This is a genomic window from Myroides sp. LJL116, from assembly GCF_054871685.1.
Map to the genome: position 1 here is coordinate 14,589 of NZ_JBTXLR010000002.1, position 24,210 is coordinate 38,798.

General features: G+C 35.2%; 34 protein-coding genes. 3 read left to right on the forward strand and 31 right to left on the reverse strand.

Annotation, left to right across the window (positions count from 1 at the left end; genetic code table 11):
• Window positions 1-5: 5 nt before the first annotated feature.
• The 25 genes from secY to rpsL form a co-directional block, all read right to left on the reverse strand.
• Window positions 6-1,352 carry a preprotein translocase subunit SecY gene (gene secY / locus ACYSNM_RS02160; RefSeq protein WP_461754262.1) on the reverse strand — a complete coding sequence of 449 codons (1,347 nt, stop codon included), beginning with the start codon at window positions 1,350-1,352 and terminating at the stop codon, window positions 6-8.
• A gap of 16 nt (window positions 1,353-1,368) precedes the next feature.
• On the reverse strand, window positions 1,369-1,821 hold the full coding sequence (gene rplO, locus ACYSNM_RS02165) for a 50S ribosomal protein L15 (protein WP_461754263.1): 453 nt from the start codon (window positions 1,819-1,821) through the stop codon (window positions 1,369-1,371).
• A gap of 11 nt (window positions 1,822-1,832) precedes the next feature.
• Entirely contained in the window at window positions 1,833-2,015 is a 183-nt protein-coding gene (gene rpmD / locus ACYSNM_RS02170) for a 50S ribosomal protein L30 (RefSeq protein ID WP_461754264.1), read from the reverse strand.
• A 13-nt stretch (window positions 2,016-2,028) separates the two neighbouring features.
• Complete coding sequence (rpsE, locus tag ACYSNM_RS02175; RefSeq protein ID WP_461754265.1) at window positions 2,029-2,553, reverse strand: 30S ribosomal protein S5; 525 nt, start codon at window positions 2,551-2,553, stop codon at window positions 2,029-2,031.
• A gap of 6 nt (window positions 2,554-2,559) precedes the next feature.
• Window positions 2,560-2,910, reverse strand: a complete 351-nt coding sequence (rplR, locus tag ACYSNM_RS02180; protein WP_461755441.1) for a 50S ribosomal protein L18 — start codon at window positions 2,908-2,910, stop codon at window positions 2,560-2,562.
• A gap of 11 nt (window positions 2,911-2,921) precedes the next feature.
• Window positions 2,922-3,464: a 50S ribosomal protein L6 gene (rplF, locus tag ACYSNM_RS02185; protein ID WP_461755442.1), complete on the reverse strand. Its 543-nt coding sequence runs from the start codon at window positions 3,462-3,464 to the stop codon at window positions 2,922-2,924.
• A 17-nt stretch (window positions 3,465-3,481) separates the two neighbouring features.
• On the reverse strand, window positions 3,482-3,880 hold the full coding sequence (gene rpsH / locus ACYSNM_RS02190; protein ID WP_461754268.1) for a 30S ribosomal protein S8: 399 nt from the start codon (window positions 3,878-3,880) through the stop codon (window positions 3,482-3,484).
• A 21-nt stretch (window positions 3,881-3,901) separates the two neighbouring features.
• On the reverse strand, window positions 3,902-4,171 hold the full coding sequence (gene rpsN, locus ACYSNM_RS02195; RefSeq protein WP_133712303.1) for a 30S ribosomal protein S14: 270 nt from the start codon (window positions 4,169-4,171) through the stop codon (window positions 3,902-3,904).
• Window positions 4,172-4,173: 2 nt separating this feature from the next.
• Complete coding sequence (gene rplE / locus ACYSNM_RS02200) at window positions 4,174-4,725, reverse strand: 50S ribosomal protein L5 (RefSeq protein WP_461754269.1); 552 nt, start codon at window positions 4,723-4,725, stop codon at window positions 4,174-4,176.
• A 2-nt stretch (window positions 4,726-4,727) separates the two neighbouring features.
• Entirely contained in the window at window positions 4,728-5,039 is a 312-nt protein-coding gene (rplX, locus tag ACYSNM_RS02205; RefSeq protein WP_461754270.1) for a 50S ribosomal protein L24, read from the reverse strand.
• A 12-nt stretch (window positions 5,040-5,051) separates the two neighbouring features.
• On the reverse strand, window positions 5,052-5,420 hold the full coding sequence (gene rplN / locus ACYSNM_RS02210) for a 50S ribosomal protein L14 (RefSeq protein ID WP_461754271.1): 369 nt from the start codon (window positions 5,418-5,420) through the stop codon (window positions 5,052-5,054).
• Window positions 5,421-5,422: 2 nt separating this feature from the next.
• Window positions 5,423-5,680 (reverse strand): 30S ribosomal protein S17, encoded by a 258-nt coding sequence (rpsQ, locus tag ACYSNM_RS02215; RefSeq protein WP_461754272.1) that lies wholly within the window; start codon window positions 5,678-5,680, stop codon window positions 5,423-5,425.
• Window positions 5,681-5,697: 17 nt separating this feature from the next.
• Window positions 5,698-5,889 carry a 50S ribosomal protein L29 gene (gene rpmC, locus ACYSNM_RS02220; protein WP_461754273.1) on the reverse strand — a complete coding sequence of 64 codons (192 nt, stop codon included), beginning with the start codon at window positions 5,887-5,889 and terminating at the stop codon, window positions 5,698-5,700.
• Window positions 5,890-5,901: 12 nt separating this feature from the next.
• Entirely contained in the window at window positions 5,902-6,321 is a 420-nt protein-coding gene (rplP, locus tag ACYSNM_RS02225; protein ID WP_461754274.1) for a 50S ribosomal protein L16, read from the reverse strand.
• A gap of 18 nt (window positions 6,322-6,339) precedes the next feature.
• Entirely contained in the window at window positions 6,340-7,059 is a 720-nt protein-coding gene (gene rpsC / locus ACYSNM_RS02230; protein WP_461754275.1) for a 30S ribosomal protein S3, read from the reverse strand.
• An 8-nt stretch (window positions 7,060-7,067) separates the two neighbouring features.
• Window positions 7,068-7,478 carry a 50S ribosomal protein L22 gene (gene rplV / locus ACYSNM_RS02235; protein ID WP_461754276.1) on the reverse strand — a complete coding sequence of 137 codons (411 nt, stop codon included), beginning with the start codon at window positions 7,476-7,478 and terminating at the stop codon, window positions 7,068-7,070.
• Between the two features lie 9 nt (window positions 7,479-7,487).
• Window positions 7,488-7,766 (reverse strand): 30S ribosomal protein S19, encoded by a 279-nt coding sequence (gene rpsS, locus ACYSNM_RS02240; RefSeq protein WP_461754277.1) that lies wholly within the window; start codon window positions 7,764-7,766, stop codon window positions 7,488-7,490.
• Between the two features lie 11 nt (window positions 7,767-7,777).
• A complete protein-coding gene (rplB, locus tag ACYSNM_RS02245; RefSeq protein WP_461755443.1) occupies window positions 7,778-8,602 on the reverse strand; it encodes a 50S ribosomal protein L2 in 825 nt (274 codons plus the stop codon).
• A 6-nt stretch (window positions 8,603-8,608) separates the two neighbouring features.
• Complete coding sequence (gene rplW / locus ACYSNM_RS02250; RefSeq protein WP_461754279.1) at window positions 8,609-8,899, reverse strand: 50S ribosomal protein L23; 291 nt, start codon at window positions 8,897-8,899, stop codon at window positions 8,609-8,611.
• 7 nt (window positions 8,900-8,906) lie between these two features.
• Window positions 8,907-9,536: a 50S ribosomal protein L4 gene (rplD, locus tag ACYSNM_RS02255; RefSeq protein WP_461755444.1), complete on the reverse strand. Its 630-nt coding sequence runs from the start codon at window positions 9,534-9,536 to the stop codon at window positions 8,907-8,909.
• On the reverse strand, window positions 9,536-10,153 hold the full coding sequence (gene rplC / locus ACYSNM_RS02260) for a 50S ribosomal protein L3 (protein ID WP_461755445.1): 618 nt from the start codon (window positions 10,151-10,153) through the stop codon (window positions 9,536-9,538). Before rplC ends, rplD begins: the two co-directional genes overlap by 1 nt.
• Before the next feature lie 100 nt (window positions 10,154-10,253).
• Window positions 10,254-10,559, reverse strand: coding sequence for a 30S ribosomal protein S10 (rpsJ, locus tag ACYSNM_RS02265; RefSeq protein WP_026710316.1), 306 nt, complete (start codon window positions 10,557-10,559; stop codon window positions 10,254-10,256).
• Between the two features lie 12 nt (window positions 10,560-10,571).
• Window positions 10,572-12,707, reverse strand: coding sequence for an elongation factor G (gene fusA, locus ACYSNM_RS02270; protein WP_461755446.1), 2,136 nt, complete (start codon window positions 12,705-12,707; stop codon window positions 10,572-10,574).
• 21 nt (window positions 12,708-12,728) lie between these two features.
• Window positions 12,729-13,205, reverse strand: a complete 477-nt coding sequence (rpsG, locus tag ACYSNM_RS02275; protein ID WP_461754283.1) for a 30S ribosomal protein S7 — start codon at window positions 13,203-13,205, stop codon at window positions 12,729-12,731.
• A 25-nt stretch (window positions 13,206-13,230) separates the two neighbouring features.
• The gene (gene rpsL, locus ACYSNM_RS02280; protein WP_002987523.1) at window positions 13,231-13,611 is read right to left on the reverse strand and encodes a 30S ribosomal protein S12; all 381 of its coding nucleotides are present in this window, start codon (window positions 13,609-13,611) and stop codon (window positions 13,231-13,233) included.
• 531 nt (window positions 13,612-14,142) lie between these two features.
• Between rpsL and rlmB the strand changes: the two genes are divergently transcribed.
• The 3 genes from rlmB (at window position 14,143) to ACYSNM_RS02295 (ending at window position 17,373) form a co-directional block, all read left to right on the forward strand.
• Window positions 14,143-14,877: a 23S rRNA (guanosine(2251)-2'-O)-methyltransferase RlmB gene (rlmB, locus tag ACYSNM_RS02285; protein WP_461754284.1), complete on the forward strand. Its 735-nt coding sequence runs from the start codon at window positions 14,143-14,145 to the stop codon at window positions 14,875-14,877.
• A gap of 3 nt (window positions 14,878-14,880) precedes the next feature.
• Complete coding sequence (locus ACYSNM_RS02290; protein ID WP_461755447.1) at window positions 14,881-15,927, forward strand: hypothetical protein; 1,047 nt, start codon at window positions 14,881-14,883, stop codon at window positions 15,925-15,927.
• 168 nt (window positions 15,928-16,095) lie between these two features.
• Window positions 16,096-17,373, forward strand: a complete 1,278-nt coding sequence (locus ACYSNM_RS02295) for a replication-associated recombination protein A (RefSeq protein WP_461755448.1) — start codon at window positions 16,096-16,098, stop codon at window positions 17,371-17,373.
• A 63-nt stretch (window positions 17,374-17,436) separates the two neighbouring features.
• Here the strand turns inward: ACYSNM_RS02295 and ACYSNM_RS02300 are convergent, their stop codons facing one another.
• The 6 genes from ACYSNM_RS02300 to ACYSNM_RS02325 all read right to left on the reverse strand — a co-directional run bounded on the left by ACYSNM_RS02300 (window position 17,437) and on the right by ACYSNM_RS02325 (window position 24,124).
• Window positions 17,437-18,135 (reverse strand): YjjG family noncanonical pyrimidine nucleotidase, encoded by a 699-nt coding sequence (locus tag ACYSNM_RS02300; protein WP_461755449.1) that lies wholly within the window; start codon window positions 18,133-18,135, stop codon window positions 17,437-17,439.
• Window positions 18,136-18,184: 49 nt separating this feature from the next.
• Window positions 18,185-18,472, reverse strand: a complete 288-nt coding sequence (locus ACYSNM_RS02305; RefSeq protein WP_461755450.1) for a JAB domain-containing protein — start codon at window positions 18,470-18,472, stop codon at window positions 18,185-18,187.
• A gap of 222 nt (window positions 18,473-18,694) precedes the next feature.
• On the reverse strand, window positions 18,695-18,877 hold the full coding sequence (locus ACYSNM_RS02310) for a hypothetical protein (RefSeq protein ID WP_461755451.1): 183 nt from the start codon (window positions 18,875-18,877) through the stop codon (window positions 18,695-18,697).
• A 40-nt stretch (window positions 18,878-18,917) separates the two neighbouring features.
• Window positions 18,918-20,402: a potassium/proton antiporter gene (locus ACYSNM_RS02315; protein ID WP_461755452.1), complete on the reverse strand. Its 1,485-nt coding sequence runs from the start codon at window positions 20,400-20,402 to the stop codon at window positions 18,918-18,920.
• Between the two features lie 9 nt (window positions 20,403-20,411).
• Window positions 20,412-21,770: a UDP-N-acetylmuramate--L-alanine ligase gene (locus ACYSNM_RS02320; protein WP_461755453.1), complete on the reverse strand. Its 1,359-nt coding sequence runs from the start codon at window positions 21,768-21,770 to the stop codon at window positions 20,412-20,414.
• 200 nt (window positions 21,771-21,970) lie between these two features.
• The gene (locus tag ACYSNM_RS02325; protein WP_461755454.1) at window positions 21,971-24,124 is read right to left on the reverse strand and encodes a S46 family peptidase; all 2,154 of its coding nucleotides are present in this window, start codon (window positions 24,122-24,124) and stop codon (window positions 21,971-21,973) included.
• Window positions 24,125-24,210: the final 86 nt, after the last annotated feature.

The following is a 24,210-nucleotide window of genomic DNA, read 5'->3' on the forward strand; positions in this document are numbered from 1 at the left end:
AAAAACTAAGCTATTGCTCTTCTATTTTTACCACTAGTCATCATGCTGTCATACTGTTTGTTTAACAAATAAGCATTGACCTGCTGCATAGTGTCTATTACTACACTCACCATGATTAATAGTGAAGTTCCACCATAAAACATCGCCCACCCTTGTTGAACTCCTAATACACTTACTACAATAGCTGGAAAAATAGCTATAACAGCAAGGAACAGAGATCCAGGGAAAGTGATTAATGACATAATCTTATCTAAGAAGTCTGCAGTCTCTGAACCTGGCTTAACACCTGGTATAAAACCACCACTTCTCTTTAAATCATCTGCCATTTTATTAGTAGGTACTGTAATTGCGGTGTAAAAGTACGTAAAAATTATGATTAAAAAAGCAAAAAGTAAATTATACTGCCATCCGAACACATCGTGAAACGTATTACTAATAGATTTTGCAGTATCTGAAGTTGACAAACCTGCCACTGCGGCTGGTACGAACATTATTGCTTGCGCAAAAATAATCGGCATCACTCCAGATGCATTTAGCTTTAAAGGAATCCACTGGCGGTTACCACCTAACATGGATTGATCATAAGTTCCAGAAGCACTTCTTCTTGCATATTGAACTGGAATTCTTCTTACAGCAAGAGTTAAATAGATACAAGCAATAATGATTAACAACCATAAAATTACTTCTATTACCACCATCATTAGGCCTCCATTATTATCTGTTATTCTAGACTGGAATTCTTGGATGAAAGACACTGGTAGTCTTGCAATAATCCCAATCATAATTAATAATGAAATACCGTTTCCAATACCTTTATCAGTAATTTTTTCACCTAACCACATTGCAAAAACAGTTCCGGTAACTAGTATAATTACTGAAGAAAACAAGAATGAGAAAGAATTGAAACCTAGCAAAAATGCGTCTGATGGCAATTGCACATACAAGTTGTAGATATAACTAGGACCTTGAAGTAAGGTAATCCCAATTGTAAGCCACCTTGTAATTTGGTTCATTTTCTTTCTACCGCTCTCTCCATCGTTTTGTAGTTTTTGCAAATAAGGAACCGCGATTCCCATTAACTGCACTACGATTGAAGCAGAAATATAAGGCATAATACCTAACGCGAATACAGATGCTTGTGCGAAAGCACCACCTGTGAACACGTTTATTAACCAACCAATACCTTGATCAGTTTGCTCTGTTAAAGCTTGCAATTTTGTTGCGTCAATACCTGGAAGGGTTACTTGTGAACCGAAACGGTACACAAGTAACAATCCTAAAGTTAAAAAGATTTTGTTCTTTAATTCTTCGATTTTCCAAATACCGGCAAATGTCTCAAAAAACTTTTTCATCTTGTTCACTAAGATTTTATAACGTTACGATTTCTCCACCAGCTGCTTCGATTGCCTCTACTGCAGTCGCTGAAAACTTGTGAGCAGAAACTTTTAATTTCGCTTTTAACTCACCACGTCCTAAAACCTTAACTAAACTATTCTTAGAAGCTAATCCTAAGTCAACTAATAGAGCGAAATCTACAGTATCTGTAATCACTCCATTATCTACTAAAGTTTGTAGCTTCTCTAAATTAATAACATCGTATTCTACTCTGTTAATATTTTTGAAACCAAATTTAGGAACACGTCTTTGAAGTGGCATCTGCCCTCCTTCAAATCCTAGTTTTTTAGAATATCCTGAACGTGATTTAGCTCCCTTATGTCCTTTTGTAGAAGTTCCTCCTTTTCCAGACCCTTCACCACGACCAAGACGTTTGTTTTGGTTGTGTACTGAACCTTCTGCAGGCTGTAAATTACTTAAATTCATACTTTACAAAATTATTTAATTTCTTCTACAGAAACTAAGTGTTGAACTTTATTTACCATTCCCAAGATTGCACTAGTAGCTTCATGTTCCACTACTTGGTTCATCTTGCGAAGTCCTAAAGCCTCTAATGTTCTCTTTTGTGAAAGAGGACAATTAATTTGGCTTCTTACTTGTTTTACTTTGATCTTTGACATAACTTCTTTCAAATTAACCTTTAAACACTTTTTCTAAAGAAATTCCTCTTTGTTTTGCAACTGTAGAAGCACTTCTAAGGCGTAATAAAGCATCGAAAGTAGCTTTCACCACGTTGTGTGGGTTTGAAGAACCTTGCGATTTAGATAATAAATCTGTAATACCTACAGCTTCTACAACCGATCTCACAGAACCTCCAGCAATTACTCCCGTACCTAAAGATGCAGGCATCAATAAGACTCTAGCACCACTGAATTTTCCTTTTTGCTCGTGTGGAATTGTGTGTCCGTTTAGAGGAATTCTAACTAAATTTTTCTTAGCGTCTTCTACTGCTTTAGCAATAGCCTCAGAAACATCTTTAGACTTACCTAAACCATGACCCACTACACCGTTTTCGTCACCTACTACAACTACTGCAGAGAACCCAAATGCGCGTCCTCCTTTAGTTACTTTAGTAACACGGTTCACACTAACCAAACGGTCTTTTAAATCAAGACCACTTGGTTTCACAAATTCTACGTTTTTATAATTTTGATACATAACTAATTAGAATTTTAATCCAGCTTCTCTAGCGCCTTCGGCTAATGATTTAACACGTCCGTGGTATAAGTAACCATTTCTATCGAAAGATACAATTTCTATACCAGCTTTTAAAGCTTTCTCTGCAATTAGTTTTCCAACTGATGCAGCAGTTTCAATATTGGTTCCTCTTGTTACACCAGCTTCTCTCGAAGATGCTGAAGCTAGAGTTACTCCATTCACGTCATCTATGATTTGAGCATAGATTTCTTTATTACTTCTGAATACAGAAAGTCTTGGCTTAGCAGCAGAACCGCTAACGATCTTTCTAATTCTGAATTTTATACGTTGTCTTCTTTCAGATTTTGTTAATGACATAGTCTTAATTTTTAAGCTGATTTACCTGCTTTTCTTCTTAACTCTTCACCCACAAACTTGATTCCTTTTCCTTTGTAAGGCTCAGGTTTACGGTATGAACGGATTTTAGCTGCAACTTGACCTACTAATTGTTTATCAAATGAAGTCAATTTTAAAATTGGGTTTTTCCCTTTTTCAGAAATAGTTTCGATTGAAACTTCTGGTGCTACATCAATAATGATGTTATGAGAAAATCCTAAAGCTAAATCCAACTTTTGCCCTTGGTTAGAAGCACGGTATCCTACCCCTACTAACTCTAAAGCAATTGTGAATCCTTCAGATACACCTGTTACCATGTTGTTAATTAAACTACGGTATAAACCGTGTTTAGCTCTTTCTTCTTTTGCATCAGAAGAGCGCTCAACTATAACTTGATTATCTTCAACTTTAATACTAACTGTATCGAATTTCTGAGTAAGTTCTCCTAATTTACCTTTAACAATGATTTCCCCATCTTTAACGTCTACCGTTACACCTGCAGGAATTGCTATTGGACTTTTTCCTATTCTTGACATCTCTTAGTCTTTTTAAATTAGTATACGTAACAAACTACTTCTCCACCAACATTAAGTTGTTTCGCTTGTTTCCCAGTCATCAATCCTTTTGATGTTGAAACGATAGCGATTCCTAAACCATTCAAGATTCTAGGAAGATCTGCTGCAGAAGCGTATTTACGCAAACCTGGTTTACTAATTCTTTGGATATCTCTAATTACAGACTCTTTCGTGTCTTTATCATATTTTAAAGCTATTTTGATTGTACCTTGAATTGTACTATCATCAAATTTATAGCTTAAGATATATCCTTGATCGAATAAAATTTTCGTGATTTCTTTTTTAAAGTTAGAAGCTGGTATCTCTACCACTTTGTGGTTCGCACGCACAGCATTTCTAACTCTTGTAAGATAATCTGCTATTGGATCTGTATACATGTTTTTACCTTTAAATCTTAATTACCAACTTGCCTTTTTAACTCCAGGTATCAATCCTTGGTTAGCCATTTCACGGAAAGTAACACGTGAAATACCGAATTGACGCATATACCCTCTAGGTCTTCCTGTTAACTTACATCTATTGTGTAAACGAACTGGAGAAGCATTTTTAGGTAATTTTTGTAATCCTTCGTAGTCACCTGCTTCTAAAAGAGCTTTTCTTTTAGCAGCATATTTTTCTACTAATGCTTGTCTTTTTACCTCACGGGCTTTCATTGATTCTTTAGCCATACTTAATTCTTTTTAAAAGGTAATCCTAATTCAGCAAGTAAAGATTTCGCTTCTTTATCTGTATGAGCAGATGTTACAAAAGTGATATCAAAACCAGCGATTTTGTTTACTTTATCAATATTGATTTCAGGGAAAATAATTTGCTCAGTTACTCCTAAGTTATAATTTCCTCTTCCGTCAAATCCGTCAGATTTAATACCTGAAAAATCTCTAACTCGTGGTAAAGCTGAAGTTACTAAACGGTCTAAAAATTCATACATTTTTTCACCACGTAAAGTCACTTTAGCTCCAATTGGCATTCCTTTTCTCAATTTGAAAGAAGCAACGTCCTTTTTTGATATTGTAGCAACTGCTTTTTGACCTGTAATTTTAGTTAACTCCTCAACGGCATAATCAACTAATTTTTTATCAGATACAGCAGCACCTACACCACGGCTAACAACGATTTTTTCAAGTTTAGGAACTTGCATAACGTTTTTGTAACCAAATTCCTCAGTAAGAGCAGAGATTACTCTGCTTTTATATTCTTCTTTAAGTCTTGGTATATAAGCCATAACTATAATACTTGATTTGATTTTTTAGAAACTCTTACATTTTTTCCATCTACATTCTTGATAGCGATTTTAGTTGCTACATTACTAGCATCTAATACTACTAAGTTTGAGATGTGAATTGGAGCTTCTTTTTTAACAATTCCACCTTGAGGGTTAGAAGCACTTGGCTTAACATGTTTAGAAATGATGTTTACCCCTTCAACAATAGCTTTGTTTTTCTCACGTAATACTCGTACAATTTTACCTTCAGTACCTTTATGGTCTCCAGCAATAACACGTACAGTATCTCCTGTTTTTACTTTTAGCTTAGTCATCTTTTGAAAGAATTATAACACCTCTGGTGCTAATGATACAATTTTCATGAATTGTTTTTCACGAAGTTCTCTCGCTACTGGACCAAAAACACGAGTACCTCTCATCTCACCTGCAGCATTTAATAATACACATGCGTTATCATCAAATCTGATATAAGATCCATCGGCTCTTCTCACTTCTTTTTTGGTACGAACAACAACTGCAGTTGAAACAGCTCCTTTTTTAACGCTTCCGTTAGGAGTTGCATCTTTAATAGTAACTACAATTTTATCACCTACAGAGGCGTAACGACGTTTCGTTCCCCCTAATACACGGATAGTCAAAACTTCTTTTGCTCCCGTGTTATCTGCTACTTTAAGTCTAGATTCCTGTTGTACCATAATTATTTCGCTCTTTCAATGATTTCAACTAATCTCCAACATTTTGATTTAGAAAGTGGACGAGTCTCCATGATTCTAACTTTATCTCCAATGTTGCAGTCATTTGTTTCGTCGTGTGCAACGTATTTCTTCGTTTTCAACACGAACTTTCCGTATAATGGGTGTTTTACTCTACTTGTTTCAGCAACTACGATAGATTTCTCCATTTTGTTACTAGTAACAACACCTATTCTCTCTTTTCTTAATTTTCTATTTTCCATCTTTCAGCAGAATACAATTATTGTAACTCTCTTTTGCTTAATTCTGTCTTAACTCTTGCGATACTTCTTCTCATAGCTCTGATTTGAAGTGGATTCTCGATTGGAGAAACTGCATGAGCAGACGTTAAATTATTGTATGTAGTAGTCAACGTTGCAAGTTGATCTTGTAATTCAGCTACAGATAGATTTACTATTTCTGATTGTTTCATGATAAAATTAGATTATGCTTCGAAATCTCTAGCAATTACAAATTTAGTTTTTACTGGAAGTTTTTGTGCAGCTAAGCGTAAAGCTTCTTTAGCTACTGAAATTGGCACTCCACCAACTTCAAACATAATTCTTCCAGGTTTTACCACAGCAACCCAATATTCTACTGCACCTTTACCTTTACCCATACGTACTTCAAGAGGTTTCTTTGTGATAGGTTTGTCTGGGAAAATGTTGATCCATAATTGTCCTTCACGTTTCATGAAACGAGTAGCTGCGATACGAGCTGCTTCAATTTGACGAGAAGTAATAAATGAAGAATCTAGTGATTTAATTCCAAACATTCCATTTGAAAGTTCGTGCCCTCTTTGAGCAATCCCTTTCATTTTACCTTTCTGTACCTTACGGTATTTTGTTCTTTTAGGCTGTAACATTTTTCTTCAGTTTAAAAATTACTTTCTTTTGCGTTGGTTTGGTCTACCTTTAGATGATCCTGCTGATTTAGATTGTTTTTTATCCATACCAGCTAACGGAGAAAGATCTCTCTTACCGTAAACTTCACCTTTCATGATCCACACTTTGATTCCCATTCTACCGTAAGTAGTGTGAGCTTCAGCTAATGCATAATCAATGTCTGCTCTGAAAGTAGATAAAGGAATACGTCCCTCTTTGAAGTTTTCAGAACGTGCCATTTCAGCTCCGTTTAAACGACCTGAGATTTGAACTTTAATACCTTCAGCATTCATTCTCATAGCAGCTGCGATAGCCATACGGATTGCTCTACGGTAAGAAATTCTGTTCTCAATTTGACGAGCGATACTTGCAGCCACAAGGTACCCATCTAATTCTGGACGCTTAATTTCAAAGATATTGATTTGTACTTCTTTATCAGTAATCTTTTTCAATTCCTCTTTTAACTTGTCTACCTCTTGTCCACCTTTTCCGATAATGATACCAGGTCTAGCAGTAGTGATAGTAACGGTTACAAGTTTTAAAGTTCTCTCAATGATTACCTTTGATACACTAGCTTTCGATAAACGAGCATGAATATACTTTCTGATTTTGTGATCTTCAGCGATTTTATCACCGTAGTCATTTCCACCATACCAGTTTGAGTCCCATCCTCTAATAATGCCAAGGCGATTCCCGATTGGATTAGTCTTTTGTCCCATACTGCTTATTAATTGCTTTGAGTGTTATTATTAGATCCTAATACGATTGTTACGTGATTAGAACGTTTTCTGATTCTGTGTGCTCTTCCTTGAGGTGCAGGACGTAATCTTTTTAACATCATTCCACCATCAACGCGAACTTCCTGTACAATAAGACCAGCTTCTTCTATATTAGCTTCACTGTTCTTAGCTTGCCAGTTTGCGATTGCAGATAAAAGTAATTTCTCTAATTTACGAGAAGCTTCTTTTGAACTGAATCTTAATATATTTAGAGCTTTTTCTACTTTCTGTCCTCTTACTAAATCCGCTACTAAGCGCATTTTTCTAGGAGAAGTAGGGCAATTGTTTAGCTTAGCAAAAGCAACTTGCTTGTTAGCTTCCTTAATTTGCTCAGCTCTTTCTCTTTTACGAACTCCCATAGCTTCTTATTATTTTTTACCTTTATTCTTTGCACCAGCGTGACCTCTGAACGATCTAGTTGGTGAAAATTCCCCTAATTTATGTCCTACCATGTTCTCTGTTACATATACAGGAACAAATTGGCGACCATTATGTACTGCGATAGTTTGACCAACGAAATCTGGAGTAATCATAGAAGCTCTTGACCAAGTTTTGATAACAGCTTTATTTCCACCTTCAACGTTTGACTGAACTTTCTTCTCTAATTTATAGTGAACATAAGGTCCTTTTTTTAACGAACGTGCCATGTCTTAATCTTTTATTTCTTTCTACGTTCAACGATATACTTGTTACTCGACTTAACTTTAGAACGAGTTCTGTACCCTTTAGCAGGTAACCCTTTTCTTGAACGTGGGTGTCCTCCTGACGAACGACCTTCTCCACCTCCCATTGGGTGATCTACTGGGTTCATTGCTACAGCTCTTGTTCTTGGTCTTCTTCCTAACCATCTAGATCTACCAGCTTTACCAGAAACGATTAATTGGTGATCGTGGTTAGAAACAGCTCCGATAGTAGCAACACATTCTAATAAAATCAAACGGATTTCTCCAGAAGGCATTTTAATAGTAGCGTATTTACCATCTCTTGCAACTAACTGAGCGAAAGTACCTGCTGAACGAGCGATAACTGCTCCTTGTCCAGGACGTAGTTCGATACAAGAAATAACAGTTCCTAAAGGAATATTTCTTAAAGGCATTGCATTACCAACTTCTGGTGATGCATCTGGTCCAGAAACTACAGTTTGTCCTACTTTCATACCGCTTTGAGCGATAACGTAAGCTTTTGCTCCATCCGCGTAAGCAATTAATGAAATAAATGCTGAACGGTTTGGATCGTATTCGATTGATTTCACAGTAGCTGGAACTCCAACTTTTGCTCTTTTGAAATCAATTACACGATATCTTTGCTTATGACCACCACCCATGTAGCGCATGGTCATTTTTCCTTGACTATTTCTACCTCCAGATTTTTTTTTCGGTGCTAGTAAACTACGCTCCGGCTTATCAGTTGTAATAGCGTCAAAACTATTCACAACTCTAAAACGCTGACCTGGGGTAATAGGTTTTAATTTTCTAACTGACATTGTTTATTAGATATTTGAATAAAAGTCTATACTCTCTCCTTCTTTCAATTCAACTACTGCTTTCTTATAAGCATTAGTTTTAGCGTTGATCATACCACTTTTCGTGTACTTAACAGAACGCTTCGCAGCATAGTTCATAGTATTTACACCAACAACAGTAACTCCATAAGCTGCCTCAACAGCTTTTTTGATCTCGATTTTGTTAGCTCTTCTATCAACTACAAAACCAAAGCGGCCGAAAATTTCGCCGTCTTTAGTTATTTTTTCTGTAATTATAGGTTTAATTAAAACACTCATGCTCCTATTATTTACTTAAGTTTTCTACAATTCCTGCTACAGAACCCTCAGTTAATACAACTCTTCCAGCATTCAAAATACCGTAAGTGCTTAATTCTGAGTTAGTTACAACAGTAGCCTTCTCTAAATTGCGTGATGACAAATATACATTTTTATTTGATTCACCCAACACAAATAGAGATTTTTTATTTTCCAATCCTAAAGCATTCAAAACATTGATGAAATTTTTAGTACTTGGTGTTTCAAAATTAAAGTTTTCAACAACGATTAAATTTGATTCCTTTACCATAATAGATAAAGCAGATTTTCTCGCTAAACGTTTTAAACTCTTATTTAATTTTAAAGAGAAACTTCTTGGTCTTGGTCCGAAAACTCTACCTCCACCTCTGAAAAGTGGATTCTTCATGCTTCCTGCTCTAGCCGTTCCTGTTCCTTTTTGTTTTTTAATCTTACGAGTACTTCCAGCAATTTCAGCTCTTTCTTTAGCTTTGCTAGTACCTTGTCTTTGATTTGCTAAATATTGTTTAACATCAAGGTAAACTGCGTGATTATTTGGTTCTATACCGAATACTGAATCTAAAAGTTCAACTTTTCTACCAGTATCTTTTCCTGTGATATCTAAAACTTGTACTTCCATTACTTCTGAACGATTACATAAGAGTTTTTGTGTCCAGGAACTGCTCCTTTAACTACAAGTAGGTTCTTTTCAGCAACTACTTTTAAAACTCTAAGGTTTTGTATTGTTACATTAACTCCTCCAGTTCTTCCTGCCATTCGCATTCCTTTAAATACTCTTGAAGGATAAGATGACGCTCCAATAGATCCTGGCGCTCTTAAACGGTTTTTTTGTCCGTGAGTAACTTGACCTACTCCACCGAATCCGTGACGTTTAACAACCCCTTGGAATCCTTTACCTTTAGAAACACCTTGTACATCTACGTACTCACCTTCTTCGAATAAATCAGCAGAGATAACATCTCCTAATTTATACTCACCTTCGAACTCCTTAATTTCAACGACTTTTCTTTTAGCAGACGTACCAGCTTTTTTAAAGTGACCTAACTCAGCTTTAGTAGCATGTTTATCTGTCTTGTCATCGAAACCAAGTTGTAACGCGTCATACCCGTCAACCTCTATGGTTCTGACTTGGGTAACGACATTTGGACCACATTCGATTACTGTACATGGAATATTCTTTCCATTTTCATCGAAAATACTAGTCATGCCGATTTTTTTTCCAATTAACCCAGACATAAATATTTATTTAATTATGAAATTTATTTTCTTATTGTTTGTTTAAACTAAGTGCGAGATAAATCGCACTTAGTTTAGAAGTTTTATCTTCGGTAGATTATCACACTTTGATCTCTACTTCAACTCCACTTGGTAACTCTAATTTCATTAAAGCATCAATTGTTTTTGAAGATGAAGAATAGATATCTAATAATCTTTTGTATGAACTAACTTCGAATTGCTCTCTCGCTTTTTTGTTAACGTGAGGAGAACGAAGAACAGTAAATATCTTTTTGTGTGTAGGTAAAGGAATTGGTCCTGTTACAACAGCTCCAGTACTCTTTACAGTTTTTACGATTTTCTCTGCTGATTTATCAACCAACATGTGATCGTAAGATTTTAATTTTATTCTGATTTTTTGACTCATTTTTCTCTAAGATTAAGCGTTTCCTTTTGCTTTTTCAATTACAGCTTCTGCAATGTTAGAAGGTGTTTCAGCATAGTGAGAGAACTCCATAACTGAAGTAGCTCTACCTGATGATAATGTTCTTAATGTAGTTACATATCCGAACATTTCTGATAATGGCACAGAAGCTTTAACAACTTTAGCTCCATTTCTATCATCCATACTGTTGATTTGACCACGACGACGGTTTAAATCCCCTACGATATCTCCCATGTTCTCCTCTGGAGTTAACACTTCTAATTTCATAATAGGCTCTAAAATAACAGCTCCTGCAGCTTTAGCTGAGTCTCTGTATCCCATTTTCGCAGCTAATTCGAAAGATAAAGCATCAGAGTCAACCGCGTGGTAAGAACCATCAGTTAAAGTAACTTTCATTGAATCCATTTCGAATCCAGCTAAAGGTCCTTGCTTCATAGCTTCTCTAAATCCTTTCTCTACAGAAGGGATATATTCTTTAGGAACGTTACCACCTTTTACTTCATTTACGAACTGTAATCCTACGAATGGCTTACCATCTACATCCTCTGCAGGACCGATTGTAAACACAATATCCGCGAATTTACCACGTCCACCAGATTGTTTTTTGTAAACTTCTCTGTGTTGAGCTCCACGTGTAAGTGCTTCTTTGTATTCAACTTGAGGCTCACCTTGGTTAACCTCTACTTTGAATTCACGCTTCATACGGTCGATTAATACATCTAAGTGTAACTCTCCCATTCCAGAAATAACAGTTTGACCTGAAGCCTTATCTGTTTTAACTGTGAACGTTGGATCTTCTTCCGCTAATTTAGCAAGAGCAGTACCCATTTTATCCATATCTGCCTTAGTTTTAGGCTCAATAGCAACCCCGATTACTGGGTCTGGGAAAATCATACTCTCTAAAACAATAGGGTTTTTCTCATCACAAAGAGTATCTCCTGTTTTGATATCTTTAAATCCTACTGCTGCACCGATATCTCCTGCTTCAATGTACTCAACTGCATTTTGCTTATTAGCGTGCATTTGGTAAATACGAGAGATACGCTCTTTGTTTCCTGAACGAGTATTCAATACATAAGAACCTGCGTCTAAGTGTCCTGAATAAGTTCTAAAGAAAGCCAAACGTCCTACGAAAGGATCTGTAGCAATCTTAAATGCTAAAGCTGAGAAAGGCTCGCTTACAGATGGTTTACGAGAAATTGGCTCCTCTGTATTTGGATCAGTACCTTCGATAGCTTCCTTATCCATTGGAGAAGGTAAGTAACGACATACAGCGTCCAACATAAACTGCACTCCTTTGTTTTTGAAAGAAGAACCACAAGACATAGGAATAATACTCATATCTAAAGTAGCAGCTCTAAGTGCAGCATGAATTTCATCTTCTGAAATAGAAGACTCATCCATCATATATTTTTCTAATAAGTTTTCGTCATAACCAGCAACTTCTTCGATTAGTTGACCTCTGTATTTTTTTACATCATCAACCATATCAGCAGGAATATCAACAACGTCAAAAGTCGTTCCGTGATTCTCATCATGCCATACGATAGCGCGGTTTTTAACTAAGTCAACGATACCTTTAAAATCTGCTTCATCACCAATTGGTAAAACAATTGGCACAGCATTTGATTTCAACATATCTTTAACTTGCTGAACAACTCCTAAAAAGTTTGCACCTTGACGGTCCATTTTGTTAACAAACCCCATACGAGGAACTTTGTAGTTATCAGCTAATCTCCAGTTAGTTTCAGACTGTGGCTCAACACCATCTACTGCACTAAATAAGAAAACTAATCCATCTAATACACGTAAAGAACGGTTAACTTCTACTGTAAAGTCAACGTGTCCCGGAGTATCAATAATATTGAAGTGGTATTCCATTGACTCAGGTGTCTTCTCACCTTGTTTCGTTGGGAAACTCCACGTACAAGTAGTCGCAGCTGAAGTAATAGTAATACCTCTTTCAGCCTCTTGCTCCATCCAGTCCATTGTAGAAGATCCTTCGTGAGTCTCTCCCATTTTGTGGTTTTTACCTGTGTAGAACAAAATACGCTCTGTAGTCGTAGTTTTACCAGCATCGATGTGAGCAGCGATACCAATATTTCTTGTATATTTTAAATCTCTTGCCATTGTATATAGTTTCTGTATGGATTAAAATCTAAAGTGAGAGAATGCTTTATTCGCTTCAGCCATTTTATGAGTATCCATTCTCTTCTTAACAGCAGCTCCTTCTTCTTTAGCCGCAGCTAAGATTTCAGATGCTAATTTAGCAGCCATAGATTTCTCATTTCTTCTTCTAGCATATAAAATCATCCATTTCATTGCCATAGAAATTTTTCTATCTGGACGAATTTGCATTGGAATTTGGAAAGTAGCTCCTCCAACACGACGAGAACGTACCTCTACGTGTGGCATAACGTTAGTTAATGCATCTTTCCACATATCTAATGAAGTTTTTTCTTCATCTTGTTTTTTCTCTTCTACAATTGCTAAAGCATCATAGAAAACTTTAAACGCTGTAGACTTTTTCCCATCCCACATTAAGTTGTTCACGAAACGTGTTACTAACTGGTCATTAAACTTTGGATCCGGTAAAAGAGGTCTCTTTTTAGCCTGTCTTTTTCTCATGTCTTGTTCTTAAACGTTTATACGATTATTTTTTGTCTTTAGGGCGTTTTGCTCCGTATTTAGATCTTCTTTGTGTTCTACCGTTTACTCCAGCAGTATCCAAAGCTCCACGTACAATGTGGTATCTAACACCTGGCAAATCTTTCACCCTTCCACCTCTAACTAATACTATCGAGTGCTCTTGTAAATTGTGTCCTTCACCTGGGATGTAAGCGTTTACTTCATTACCATTTGTCAAACGTACCCTTGCAACTTTACGCATTGCAGAGTTAGGTTTTTTTGGCGTAGTAGTATAAACACGTGTACAAACACCTCTTCTTTGAGGACAAGAATCCAAAGCAACCGATTTACTCTTCTTAGTCAATTGGGTTCTCCCTGTTCTTACTAATTGTTGAATTGTTGGCATAATGTTTATTAATAATTTCTACAATATATTATCCCGCACTATATACGGGGTTGCAAATGTATGAACTTTATTTTGTTTTTCAAAAGGCAAAACACTAATTTTCAATGATATTGTTCATTTTTTTTTCATCGAAATCATCTTTAATTAAAGAGCCAGCTATCTTAAAATCAACACTAAAGGTCCAAAAAGCAAGAGAAACAAAGGCATGAAAGTTATTTAGGGACAAAAAACCATCCTCTCTTTAAAGATTAAAAGGAAAAATAAACGCAGAAAAAAAACTTTATTTATTAATAATATTTTAACATACAACAACTTGCTTAGGAATAACCCTCTTTAAAATTAGTTATTACCTAATAAAGTCTCTTACTTACTTTAAATTAATTATTATTCCGTAATAACCCAATTCCAAAATCTTTACTGACCTACTGACTTTATTAACAACGGATAAACAACACAGCAAAAAACAAGAATAAGTCAATAAGTTTAGCTTAGTGACCTATTACTATAACAAAATATATTTACCTTTGTATCATGGACAAAGACAATCAAATTTTTGGTATTCGCGCAATTATCGAAGCCATTGAAGCAGGAAAAGATATAGACAAAGTATTTATTCAAAAAGATGCTAATGGAGAACTTATGAGTAGCCTTCTTAAAGCTCTTAAAAAGAATAACATTAACTTTTCTTATGTACCAGTTGAAAAACTAAATCGCCTTACAAGCAAAAACCACCAAGGTGCTGTTGCTAGTATTGCGCCAATTTCTTTTGTACCATTAGAAACATTAGTGGAATCGGTTTTAGAAAATAAAGACAAACCTCTTTTTTTAATCCTGGACCAACTTTCTGATGCGAGAAACTTTGGTGCTATTATCCGTACAGCCGTATGTTGTGGAGTAGACGGAATAATTATTTCTAAAAATGGAGCTGCACCAGTAAACGGAGATACAGTAAAAACTTCAGCTGGAGCTGTATTTAACATACCTATTTGTAAAGTAGATCATATTAAAGATGCTGTGTTTTACCTACAAGGTTCTGGTGTCATTACATTAGGTGCTACAGAAAAAGCAGAAAATTTGATCTATGATACAGATTTAAACGTACCTTTAGCTATAATCATGGGAAGTGAAGACAGAGGAATCAATCCTTCTGTTTTAAAAATAATTGACCAACAAGCTAAATTACCAATGCATAGTGTAATTGATTCTTTAAATGTATCTGTTGCTTGTGGAGCTTTCCTATATGAAGCAATCAGACAAAGAAGATAAGCATTGAAAGACATTAAAGCCTTAAAGAAAAAACCACATTTCCAAATAAGCCCTTTACTAAGGGCCTATTTGGAAAAATATAAACGCATCACCACAACTAGTGTATCCTATGAAGACCTTATGCGATTCTCAGGCTACATCAACTTAGAGGATAAGCATGGCAATGACACTTTATGGCTTAGAGTCTACTATCCCGAATTTGAATATGAAGAAATAAAAGCTTCTTTAATTAGAGCATATACCTTTTTACATTCAGATGGTGGACTAGATTCTATTGCATATCTAACTATTGACAGTATAGATTACTGTTCTTTCGGAAACTCAAAACCCTTTAGGATTCGAGTAAGAAATGTCTTAAACGATAACTTTACAAACTTATATATAAAAAAAGCAGATGCTTCGAGAATATATGGTTTAGAAGTAGAGGAAATGCTCTCTCCTTATACTATGAACTACCTGGTATATGAAGACACATTAATTGAAGAGCATATATTAGGAATACCAGGAGACATTTTCATTGCTGATTACCTTCCAAAATGTACAGAATTAGAAAAGTCCCAAATTGCAAAAGAGTTTGTAAAATTCAATGAAAAATGCTTCATTGGATTGTTAGGTGATATGCGTTCCTATAATTATGTAGTTATTCCCACCCATGATTTCGATCAAGTAAACTATAAAATTAGAGCCATAGACTTCGATCAAGAAGCCTATGAAGGTAACTATAAGTTTTATTTACCTCAATTTTACAAAGAGAATTTTGTAATGGTTGATATGGTATTAAAAAAACTAAAACAAAACTCTATCGAACAATACCGTAAGGAAATAAGATCTGTACTTGTTAGACGTACTACGAGCAATAAAGAAAGAGTTGAAAACTTGGTTAAGGTAATGAGGCAAGATCGCATCTCTACACCTAACAGAGTTGATGAACTTAAAATGGGATTATTTAAGATAACAAAAGACATAAAGTTTAAAACCTGCCAATCCATGGGAGACATCTTACAAACTGTTTTAGATTTTGTTATCCGAAACTACAAAACCCCTTTATAAAACTACTACTCCCAAAAGAAGAATAAAAAACTTTACAGTGATTTCTCTGATTCTCTGAGAACTTAACCTTCCCTGTACATTCTGGCTTTATAACGTCTAAAGCTGCATAAAGAATTATATTGTAACTTTGAAAAAGCATTGTATTTTTACACTACAAATAAATCAATTATGGACGCACCTTTAGCAGAAAGAGTTAGACCTCGTACCTTAGATCAATATGTCAGTCAAAGTCATTTAGTTGGACCAAATGGTATACTTACCAACCAATTGAAAATGGGTTTTATCCCGTCTATGATTTTCTGGGGACCTCCTGGTACGGGTAAAACTACTTTAGCCCAAATTATTGCTCAGCAAAGTGAAAGACCTTTCTTTGCACTTAGTGCAATTAATGCAGGAGTTAAAGACATTCGTGAAGTCATCGATAAAGCTAAAGCTGCACCAGGGTTGTTTACTGCTAAAAACCCTATACTCTTTATTGACGAGATTCACCGCTTTAGCAAATCTCAACAAGACTCTTTACTTGGAGCAGTGGAGAAAGGATGGGTAACTCTTATAGGGGCAACAACAGAAAACCCAAGCTTTGAAGTTATACCAGCCCTTTTATCTCGTTGCCAAGTATACACCCTAAATGCCTTCGTAAAGGAAGATTTAGAGAACTTACTACATCGTGCATTAAAAGAAGACAAAATTCTTCAATCCAAAGAAATAATACTAGAACAAACCCAAGCCTTATTTAGACTCTCTGGAGGGGATGGACGAAAACTTCTTAACACCTTTGAACTAATTATCAATTCAACCTCTAGCAATAAAATAATAATCACCGATGAAATGGTGATGCGTATTATTCAAAAAAATACAGTCCTCTATGATAAGACTGGAGAGCAACACTATGATATTATTTCTGCATTTATAAAGTCCATTCGAGGAAGCGACCCTAATGGAGCAGTATACTGGCTTGCAAGAATGATTGAAGGTGGAGAAGATGTGAAGTTTATCGCAAGAAGATTAGTTATTGCAGCCTCGGAAGATATTGGAAATGCAAATCCAACGGCTCTTATTATGGCAACTTCTACTTTTCAAGCAGTTTCCGTTATCGGTAATCCAGAAAGTAGAATTCTACTAAGTCAATGCGCCATTTATTTAGCAACTTCACCAAAGAGCAACTCCACTTATCTTGCCATTGGCCAAGCCCAACAAGTAGTCAAACAAACTGGAGACTTAAGTGTACCAATTCACTTAAGAAATGCACCAACCAAATTAATGAAAGAATTAGGTTATGGACAAGAGTACAAGTACTCTCATGATTATGAAAACAACTTTGCTTACCAAGAGTTCTTACCGGATGAGTTAAGTGGAACTCTATTTTATAATCCTGGCCAAAACAATAGAGAAAATGCAACTAGAGAGTTTCTAAGAAACCGATGGAACTTAAAATATAATTACTAAAAAAAAACCAAGAAGCAATCTGCCTCTTGGTTTTTTTTTAGCATAATACAAAGCTTTGAACGCTTATAGCAATAATTTAATCTGTGTTAAATCATGGACTTGAGCTACCTCTATAGTAGTAGGCTTTTTGCCTTCGTTATAGTAAATAACATCCATTCCTACTCCAATAGCACCTTGTACATCTGCTAGTAAATTATCACCTACCATAACAGCTTTATTAACTGTAGTATTGGCACTATCTAAAGCATAGTTAAAAATTCTAGCATCTGGTTTTTTCACACCTGCATTTTCTGAATCCGTTACAGTACTAAAATAGTCTAATATACCAGCGTTTCTCAATTTAGATTGTTGCACATTTCCAAAACCATTAGTTATAATATGTAAGCCATATTTTGGCTTAAGATAGTTTAATAGTTCTTCGGCTCCATTTAGCAAATGATTAAACTCTGGCAGGTAATTAAGATATAACTCCCCTACTTGATCTACTTCCTGGGTATTAGAAACATGATTTAAAGCTAGGAACGTATCGGTTATACGGCCCACTCTAAGCTGTTCCCTAGTAACCAAATTTAGACTGTACTTATCCCAATACTCTTCATTTATATCTTTATAAAAATGTAAGAATTTATCGGAAGAGAAAGGTAACTCTAACTCTTGTATTACTTTGTCAAATGCTAAGGCAGAATTCTTTTCAAAGTCCCATAAAGTATGATCTAGGTCAAAGAAAATATCCGTCTTCCCCTTAAATTTATTCGTCTTCAACTTGTATATGTGCTTAAATTAAAAAAATCTCTTTTTGCTCGTTGATTAGTTATATTTCTCCTTTATCTGCGAAACTATAAAAACCTTCTGAGCTAATAATAACATGATCCAATACTCGAATGTCTAATGTAGATGCACCTGCTTGAATACGTTTGGTAACAGCGAAGTCTGCCTCACTTGGAATCAGATTCCCTGAAGGATGATTATGAATTAAAATCAAACTTGTTGCACGGTGATCCAAGGCAGCTTTAAATAAAATACGCAAATCCACAATGGTACAAATAAGACCGCCTTTACTTAGGCAAACCTTATTAGTAACGACATTGGCATTATTCAAAATTAATATTCAGAACTCCTCGTGAGGTAAGTCATGTAGTAAGGGACGCATCATTTTATAAACATCGTCACTACTTGTAATGGGAGTGCTTTTTCTTTTTTGGATGAACTTTCGCCTCCTCCCCAATTCGAAAGCCGCTAATATTCGCAATACCACATGTCTATCCAAGCTATGGATTTCACATAAGTCATGAAAATTATAACGAGCTAAATCTTCTAAGCTTCAGTTTGCAGCACTAAGGATTTTATCGCTTGCCTCTAAAACTTGAACACTACCTTGTTTGTCACAAAGTAACAAAGAAAGAACTTCACTATTAGTTAGTCCTCCCATACCTAGGCTTAATGCCTTGAAACTTGCCTGCTCATGCTCTGGCAAATTTCCTCTAGGATCTTCATTGGTGATCATAATAATAAAAATTTATATTTAATACTCTTTCTATTAAAAACTAGTCCAATCCCAAAACTCCCTCTCCTCTAAAGAAAGCGGTAGTTTGACGCTTTTGTTCTCTATCACTTGCTAGGAAAACAATCTTATCCCCTGGCTCAATAATAGTAGACCCATTAGGAATAAAGAAGCGTTTATTACGACGAATCATTGCAATGATTACACTTGCTGGTAAATCGATATCTACCAAACTTTTGTTTACAACAGGATAATAATCCTTTACATCCACAATTGCCATCAAGGTCATTTCCCTATTGTCTAAATCTAGGGCTAATTGTTCTTTCAATTTCTCCGTTTCAGGTAAATCTAAATTTAACCACTTTGCCACTATAGAAATAGTACTACCTTGACATAGTATAGAAATAAGGGTAATGAAAAACACTATATTAAATATTGTATCCGCTCCCTGAATCCCAGCTACCATAGGATAAGTTGCAAATACTATAGGAACTGCACCCCTTAAACCTACCCAAGATACGAAAATTTTGGTTCGAATATCAATTTTAAAAAAGGCTAAGCAAATAAATACTGCTACAGGACGTGCGATTAAGATCATAAAAATAGAAATAGCAATTCCTATTCCAGCAACTGCAATAATTTCAGAAGGGAAAACTAACAATCCTAATGTCAAGAATAAAACAATTTGCATAATCCATGCCATCCCATCAAAGAAACGAATAATTTGCTTTTTATGGATAATCTTAGAGTTACCCAAAACCAAACCTGCCAAGTAAACAGCTAAGAATCCATTCCCTTTAATTAAATCGGTAAATGAGAAAGTAAAGAACATTAAGGCAAGTACTATAACCATATATAAGCCTTCATAACCTAGATCTAATTTATTCAAAACAAAACGACCTACTTTCCCCATAAGGTATCCTATAGCTACACCAATAAGCATTTGTAATGCGAAAGATTCTAAAACAGATGCCCAACTGGTTTCAGGAATTTGCATAAACCCAATAACAGTAATGGTTAAAACATAGGCCATCGGATCATTACTTCCACTTTCCAATTCAAGCATTGGACGAATATTATTCTTTAAGCCTAAGCCTTTACTCCTTAAGATGGAGAATACAGCAGCCGAGTCAGTAGAAGACACGATAGAACCCAATAATAGAGATTCTAAAAAGTTAAATGGAGTAATATAATATACAAACCCAGCCACAGCAAATGCTGTTAGTAAAACTCCTAGAGTGGACAAAACAACTCCTTGAGTGGCAATGGGTCGAATATCATCTTTATGAGTATCTAATCCTCCAGAAAATAATATAAAGTTTAAAGAAACCATCCCTACAAATTGGGTTACGGAAGGGTTGTCAAAGTAAATGCCACCTATTCCTTCTGAGCCTGCTAACATTCCAATAAAAAGGAACATTAATAAGACAGGGATACCAAATTTAAAGGAAGTTCGGCCAGCCAAAATACTTATAAATAAAAGAACTGAACCTATTAATAATATATTCTCTGGAGTAATTGTATACATATTTATTTATTATGTTATTCTATTTTGTAAAAATTCATTTAAATCTAAACCACCATAATTTCCCGAACTCATAAACAATAAAACACTATTGTTTAAATCAACATTATTCAGGAAATCTTTAAATTCAGAAGAGTTCGTATAAGATACTAAAGAAGGTAATGCAAAGCCTGCTTCTAGCTCAGCTTTAGATATCTCTTTTAAACCTTTTACTTTAACTGCATCTAAACTATAAAAAACGATTGCTTGATCACATTTATCTAAAGTACCTCTGTATTGCGTTAAAAAACTTGGATCTAAACTACTATAAGTATGAAGCTCTAAACAAGCTATAACATTTCTATTAGGGAATAATTCCTTTACTGCTTCCACAGATGCTTTAACTTTAGATGGAGAGTGAGCAAAATCTTTAAAGACAACCGTTTTGTCATCTTTATAAATTTTCTCTAAACGCTTAGAAGCCCCTTTGAAACTAGAAATTGCTTCATAGAAATCCTCTTCATCAATCCCCATATTCTGGCAAACCCACTTAGCTCCTTGTAAGTTAGATAAGTTGTGTTTTCCAAAAACTTCCAATGGCATAGGGCCATCTTGGGTATCTAAATAAGCAACACCATCTATTACCTGGTACTCTGGTGTTTCATAAGGTATCTTACGTATAGGTTGTTCACTATCTTCTACGATTTGATTAAGTAAGGAATCCTCACTATTATAAATAAGAATACCACCATTAACCATCTTCTTAATGAAGATTTTAAATTGTTCAATGTAGTTTTCCTCCGTAGGAAACACATTTATATGGTCCCAAGCAATACCACTTATTAAAGCAATATTAGGGTTATATAAATGAAACTTAGGGCGTAAATCTATAGCAGATGACAAGTACTCATCCCCCTCGATTAAAATAAACTCATTGTCTTCACTAAGGTGTACCATTGTATCAAAACCATCTAGTTGGGCACCAACTAAATAATCTATATCTCTATCATGGTATTTCATTACATGTAAAACCATAGCTGTTATAGTAGTCTTTCCATGGGAACCACCTATTACAACTCTTGTCTTATCTTTAGAGTGATTGTAAATAAACTCAGGGTAAGAATATATTTTCAAGCCTAATTCCTTGGCTTTTATTAACTCAGGATTATCTGCCTTAGCATGCATCCCAAGAATTACTGCATCAATATCAGAAGTAATATTATTTACAGACCATCCTAATTCACTAGGTAATAATCCTTTTTCAGAAAGTCTTTGTTTGGAAGGCTCGAAAATCACATCGTCACTTCCAGTAACGATATGCCCATTTGCATGCATAGCTAAAGCCAAGTTATGCATAGCACTACCCCCAATTGCGATAAAATGTAAACGCATTGTATATATTTTTTTTTATAGAATTCTACTCTTTGCAGGTAAAAATACAACTTTATTATTTTACATAATCTGCTTGAATATATTTATACGTCTTATAAAGCGAAATAACTAGTAAAAACAATTAAAATTCTTTCAAACACCTATTATTTATGAATAAAACCAAAAAAAAAATGTCTAAATTTCTTTAGACATTTTTTTTATTACTCCACTATCGTTAACTCATCAATTATATTTTGAGCTCCCGCATACTTATCGATAACGAAAAGTACATAGCGTATATCAACATTAATTGCTCTTTGTAATTCAGGATCAAAAATAACATCTCCTGCCATTGCTTCAATATTTCCATCAAAGGCTAAACCAATTAATTCCCCTTTGCCATTCAAAACAGGTGACCCAGAGTTCCCCCCTGTGATATCGTGGTTGGTTAAAAAGTTAACCGGTAAAGCACCTTGTTTATCGGCATATCTACCATAGTCTTTTTCTTGATTCAATTGGATTAATTTACTAGGCACTTCGAATTCCTCATCACCTGGAACATGCTTAGCAATGGTTCCATCTAAAGTAGTAAACCAGTTTTCACTAGCATCATTCACTTTTCCATTTCTAGGTAAAGGCGTAACTGCTCCATAGCTTAAACGCAAAGTAGAGTTTGCATCTGGATAGTATTTACCTTGTGGGTCATTTTTCAAAATACCAGCAACAAATAATCTATATGCACGTAAATACTTGTCCTCTAATTTTGCCAACTCGTCACTCTTAAGACGATACATTTGCATTAAATCTTTACTTAGAAGAAGTAATGGGTCTTTCTCCAATACTTTCTCAGAAGGATTCTTTAAGAAGCTATCTAGAGAAGTTTCACTAGCAAAAATACTTGTATCAAAAACTTTGGAAACATAGGCCTGGAAATCTCCGTTATACTCTTTGGCTATTTCCTGCACATATGAAGATACTGGATATCCCTGATTTCTTTGCCAATAAAGAGAAAGTTGATTAGCAAGCATTTCTTTTTCTAAAGCCTGATCTACTCCTAAGAATCTATCATGAACCAATTGCTTTAAAGCTGGAAGTTCTTTGGTACGTTTGCTTTTTGGTAATGCAATATATTCTGATAGATTTCTTTCCATACGACTTGGTAAACCAATCATAGCAGAAGTACGAAGCATAGTGGTTAAATAATTATCGTGTTTTGCTTTTTGATTTGTAGCTGCATAATAAGCATTCAAATCCGCAATCACCTGCCCATATTCTTCTTTGTTCTCAGGTTGGTTTGCCCAAGCATTAAAAGCTTCTTCTTCTTTAGTTTTAGTCTGAACTGTTTTGTGCTCATTTAAAGCATCGATCATTCCTTGACGATTCTTCCAATAATTAGCAACTCCAGCATATTTAGACGCATAGTTTAATCGAACTTGGTCATTTTTATCCATGTGCTTTTTCATCACATCCATACCTAACTTCGATCCTTCTACCCAAGCTGGGTATGCAAATTCAATATTTTGATATACCCCTTGAGCAGGCATCCAACGATTTGTTCTACCAGGGTATCCTAAAATCATAGCGAAGTCATCTTCTTGAATCCCTTTAATTGAAACAGGTAAATAGTGTTTTGGATTTAAAGGAATATTATCCGAAGAGTATTTAGCTGGGTTACCATCTTTGTCTGTATATACTCTGAAGATAGAAAAGTCACCAGTATGTCTTGGCCATTCCCAGTTATCAGTATCTCCACCAAATTTCCCAATACTATTAGGAGGTGTTCCTACTAAACGAACATCTTGGAAGTCTTCATACACAAAATAGTAAAATTCATTTCCTTGAAAAAAGGATTTCACTGATACAGTATACTTTCCGTTTTCGTTATTCTCTTTTTGGATTTTTTCAATTTCTTGGTTAATTGCCTTCTCACGCTCTGCTTCGTTCATCTGATCATTTACCACACCTAAGATACGATCTGTAACATTATCCATGCGCACAAAAAAACGTACAGATAAACCTTCTGCATGTCGTTCCGAAGCTTTGTCCTTAGCCCAGAAACCATCCGTTAGAATATCATCCTCAGGAGTAGCTAAGTCTGCTATTTTATCATATCCACAATGGTGGTTAGTAAACAACAAACCTTCCTTTGAAACAATCTCAGCTGTACACCCTCCATCGAATTGTACAATAGCGTCTTTTAAAGAGTGGTTATTTATACTGTAGATTTCTTCCGCAGTTAATTGCAGCCCCATCTTTTCCATATCTGTTTGGTTCAAGCGTTCAATGAACATCAAAAACCACATACCTTCGTTTGCTCTTATTTGATTAGGCCCTAATAAGAGAAAAGCGGTAAGAATTAAAATAATTTTTTTCATAAATTCTATAAGTGTTAATTAATACGAATATACTTTATTATCTGATAAATAAATAGTTAAAAAACAATACTATATAAAAAAAGCCG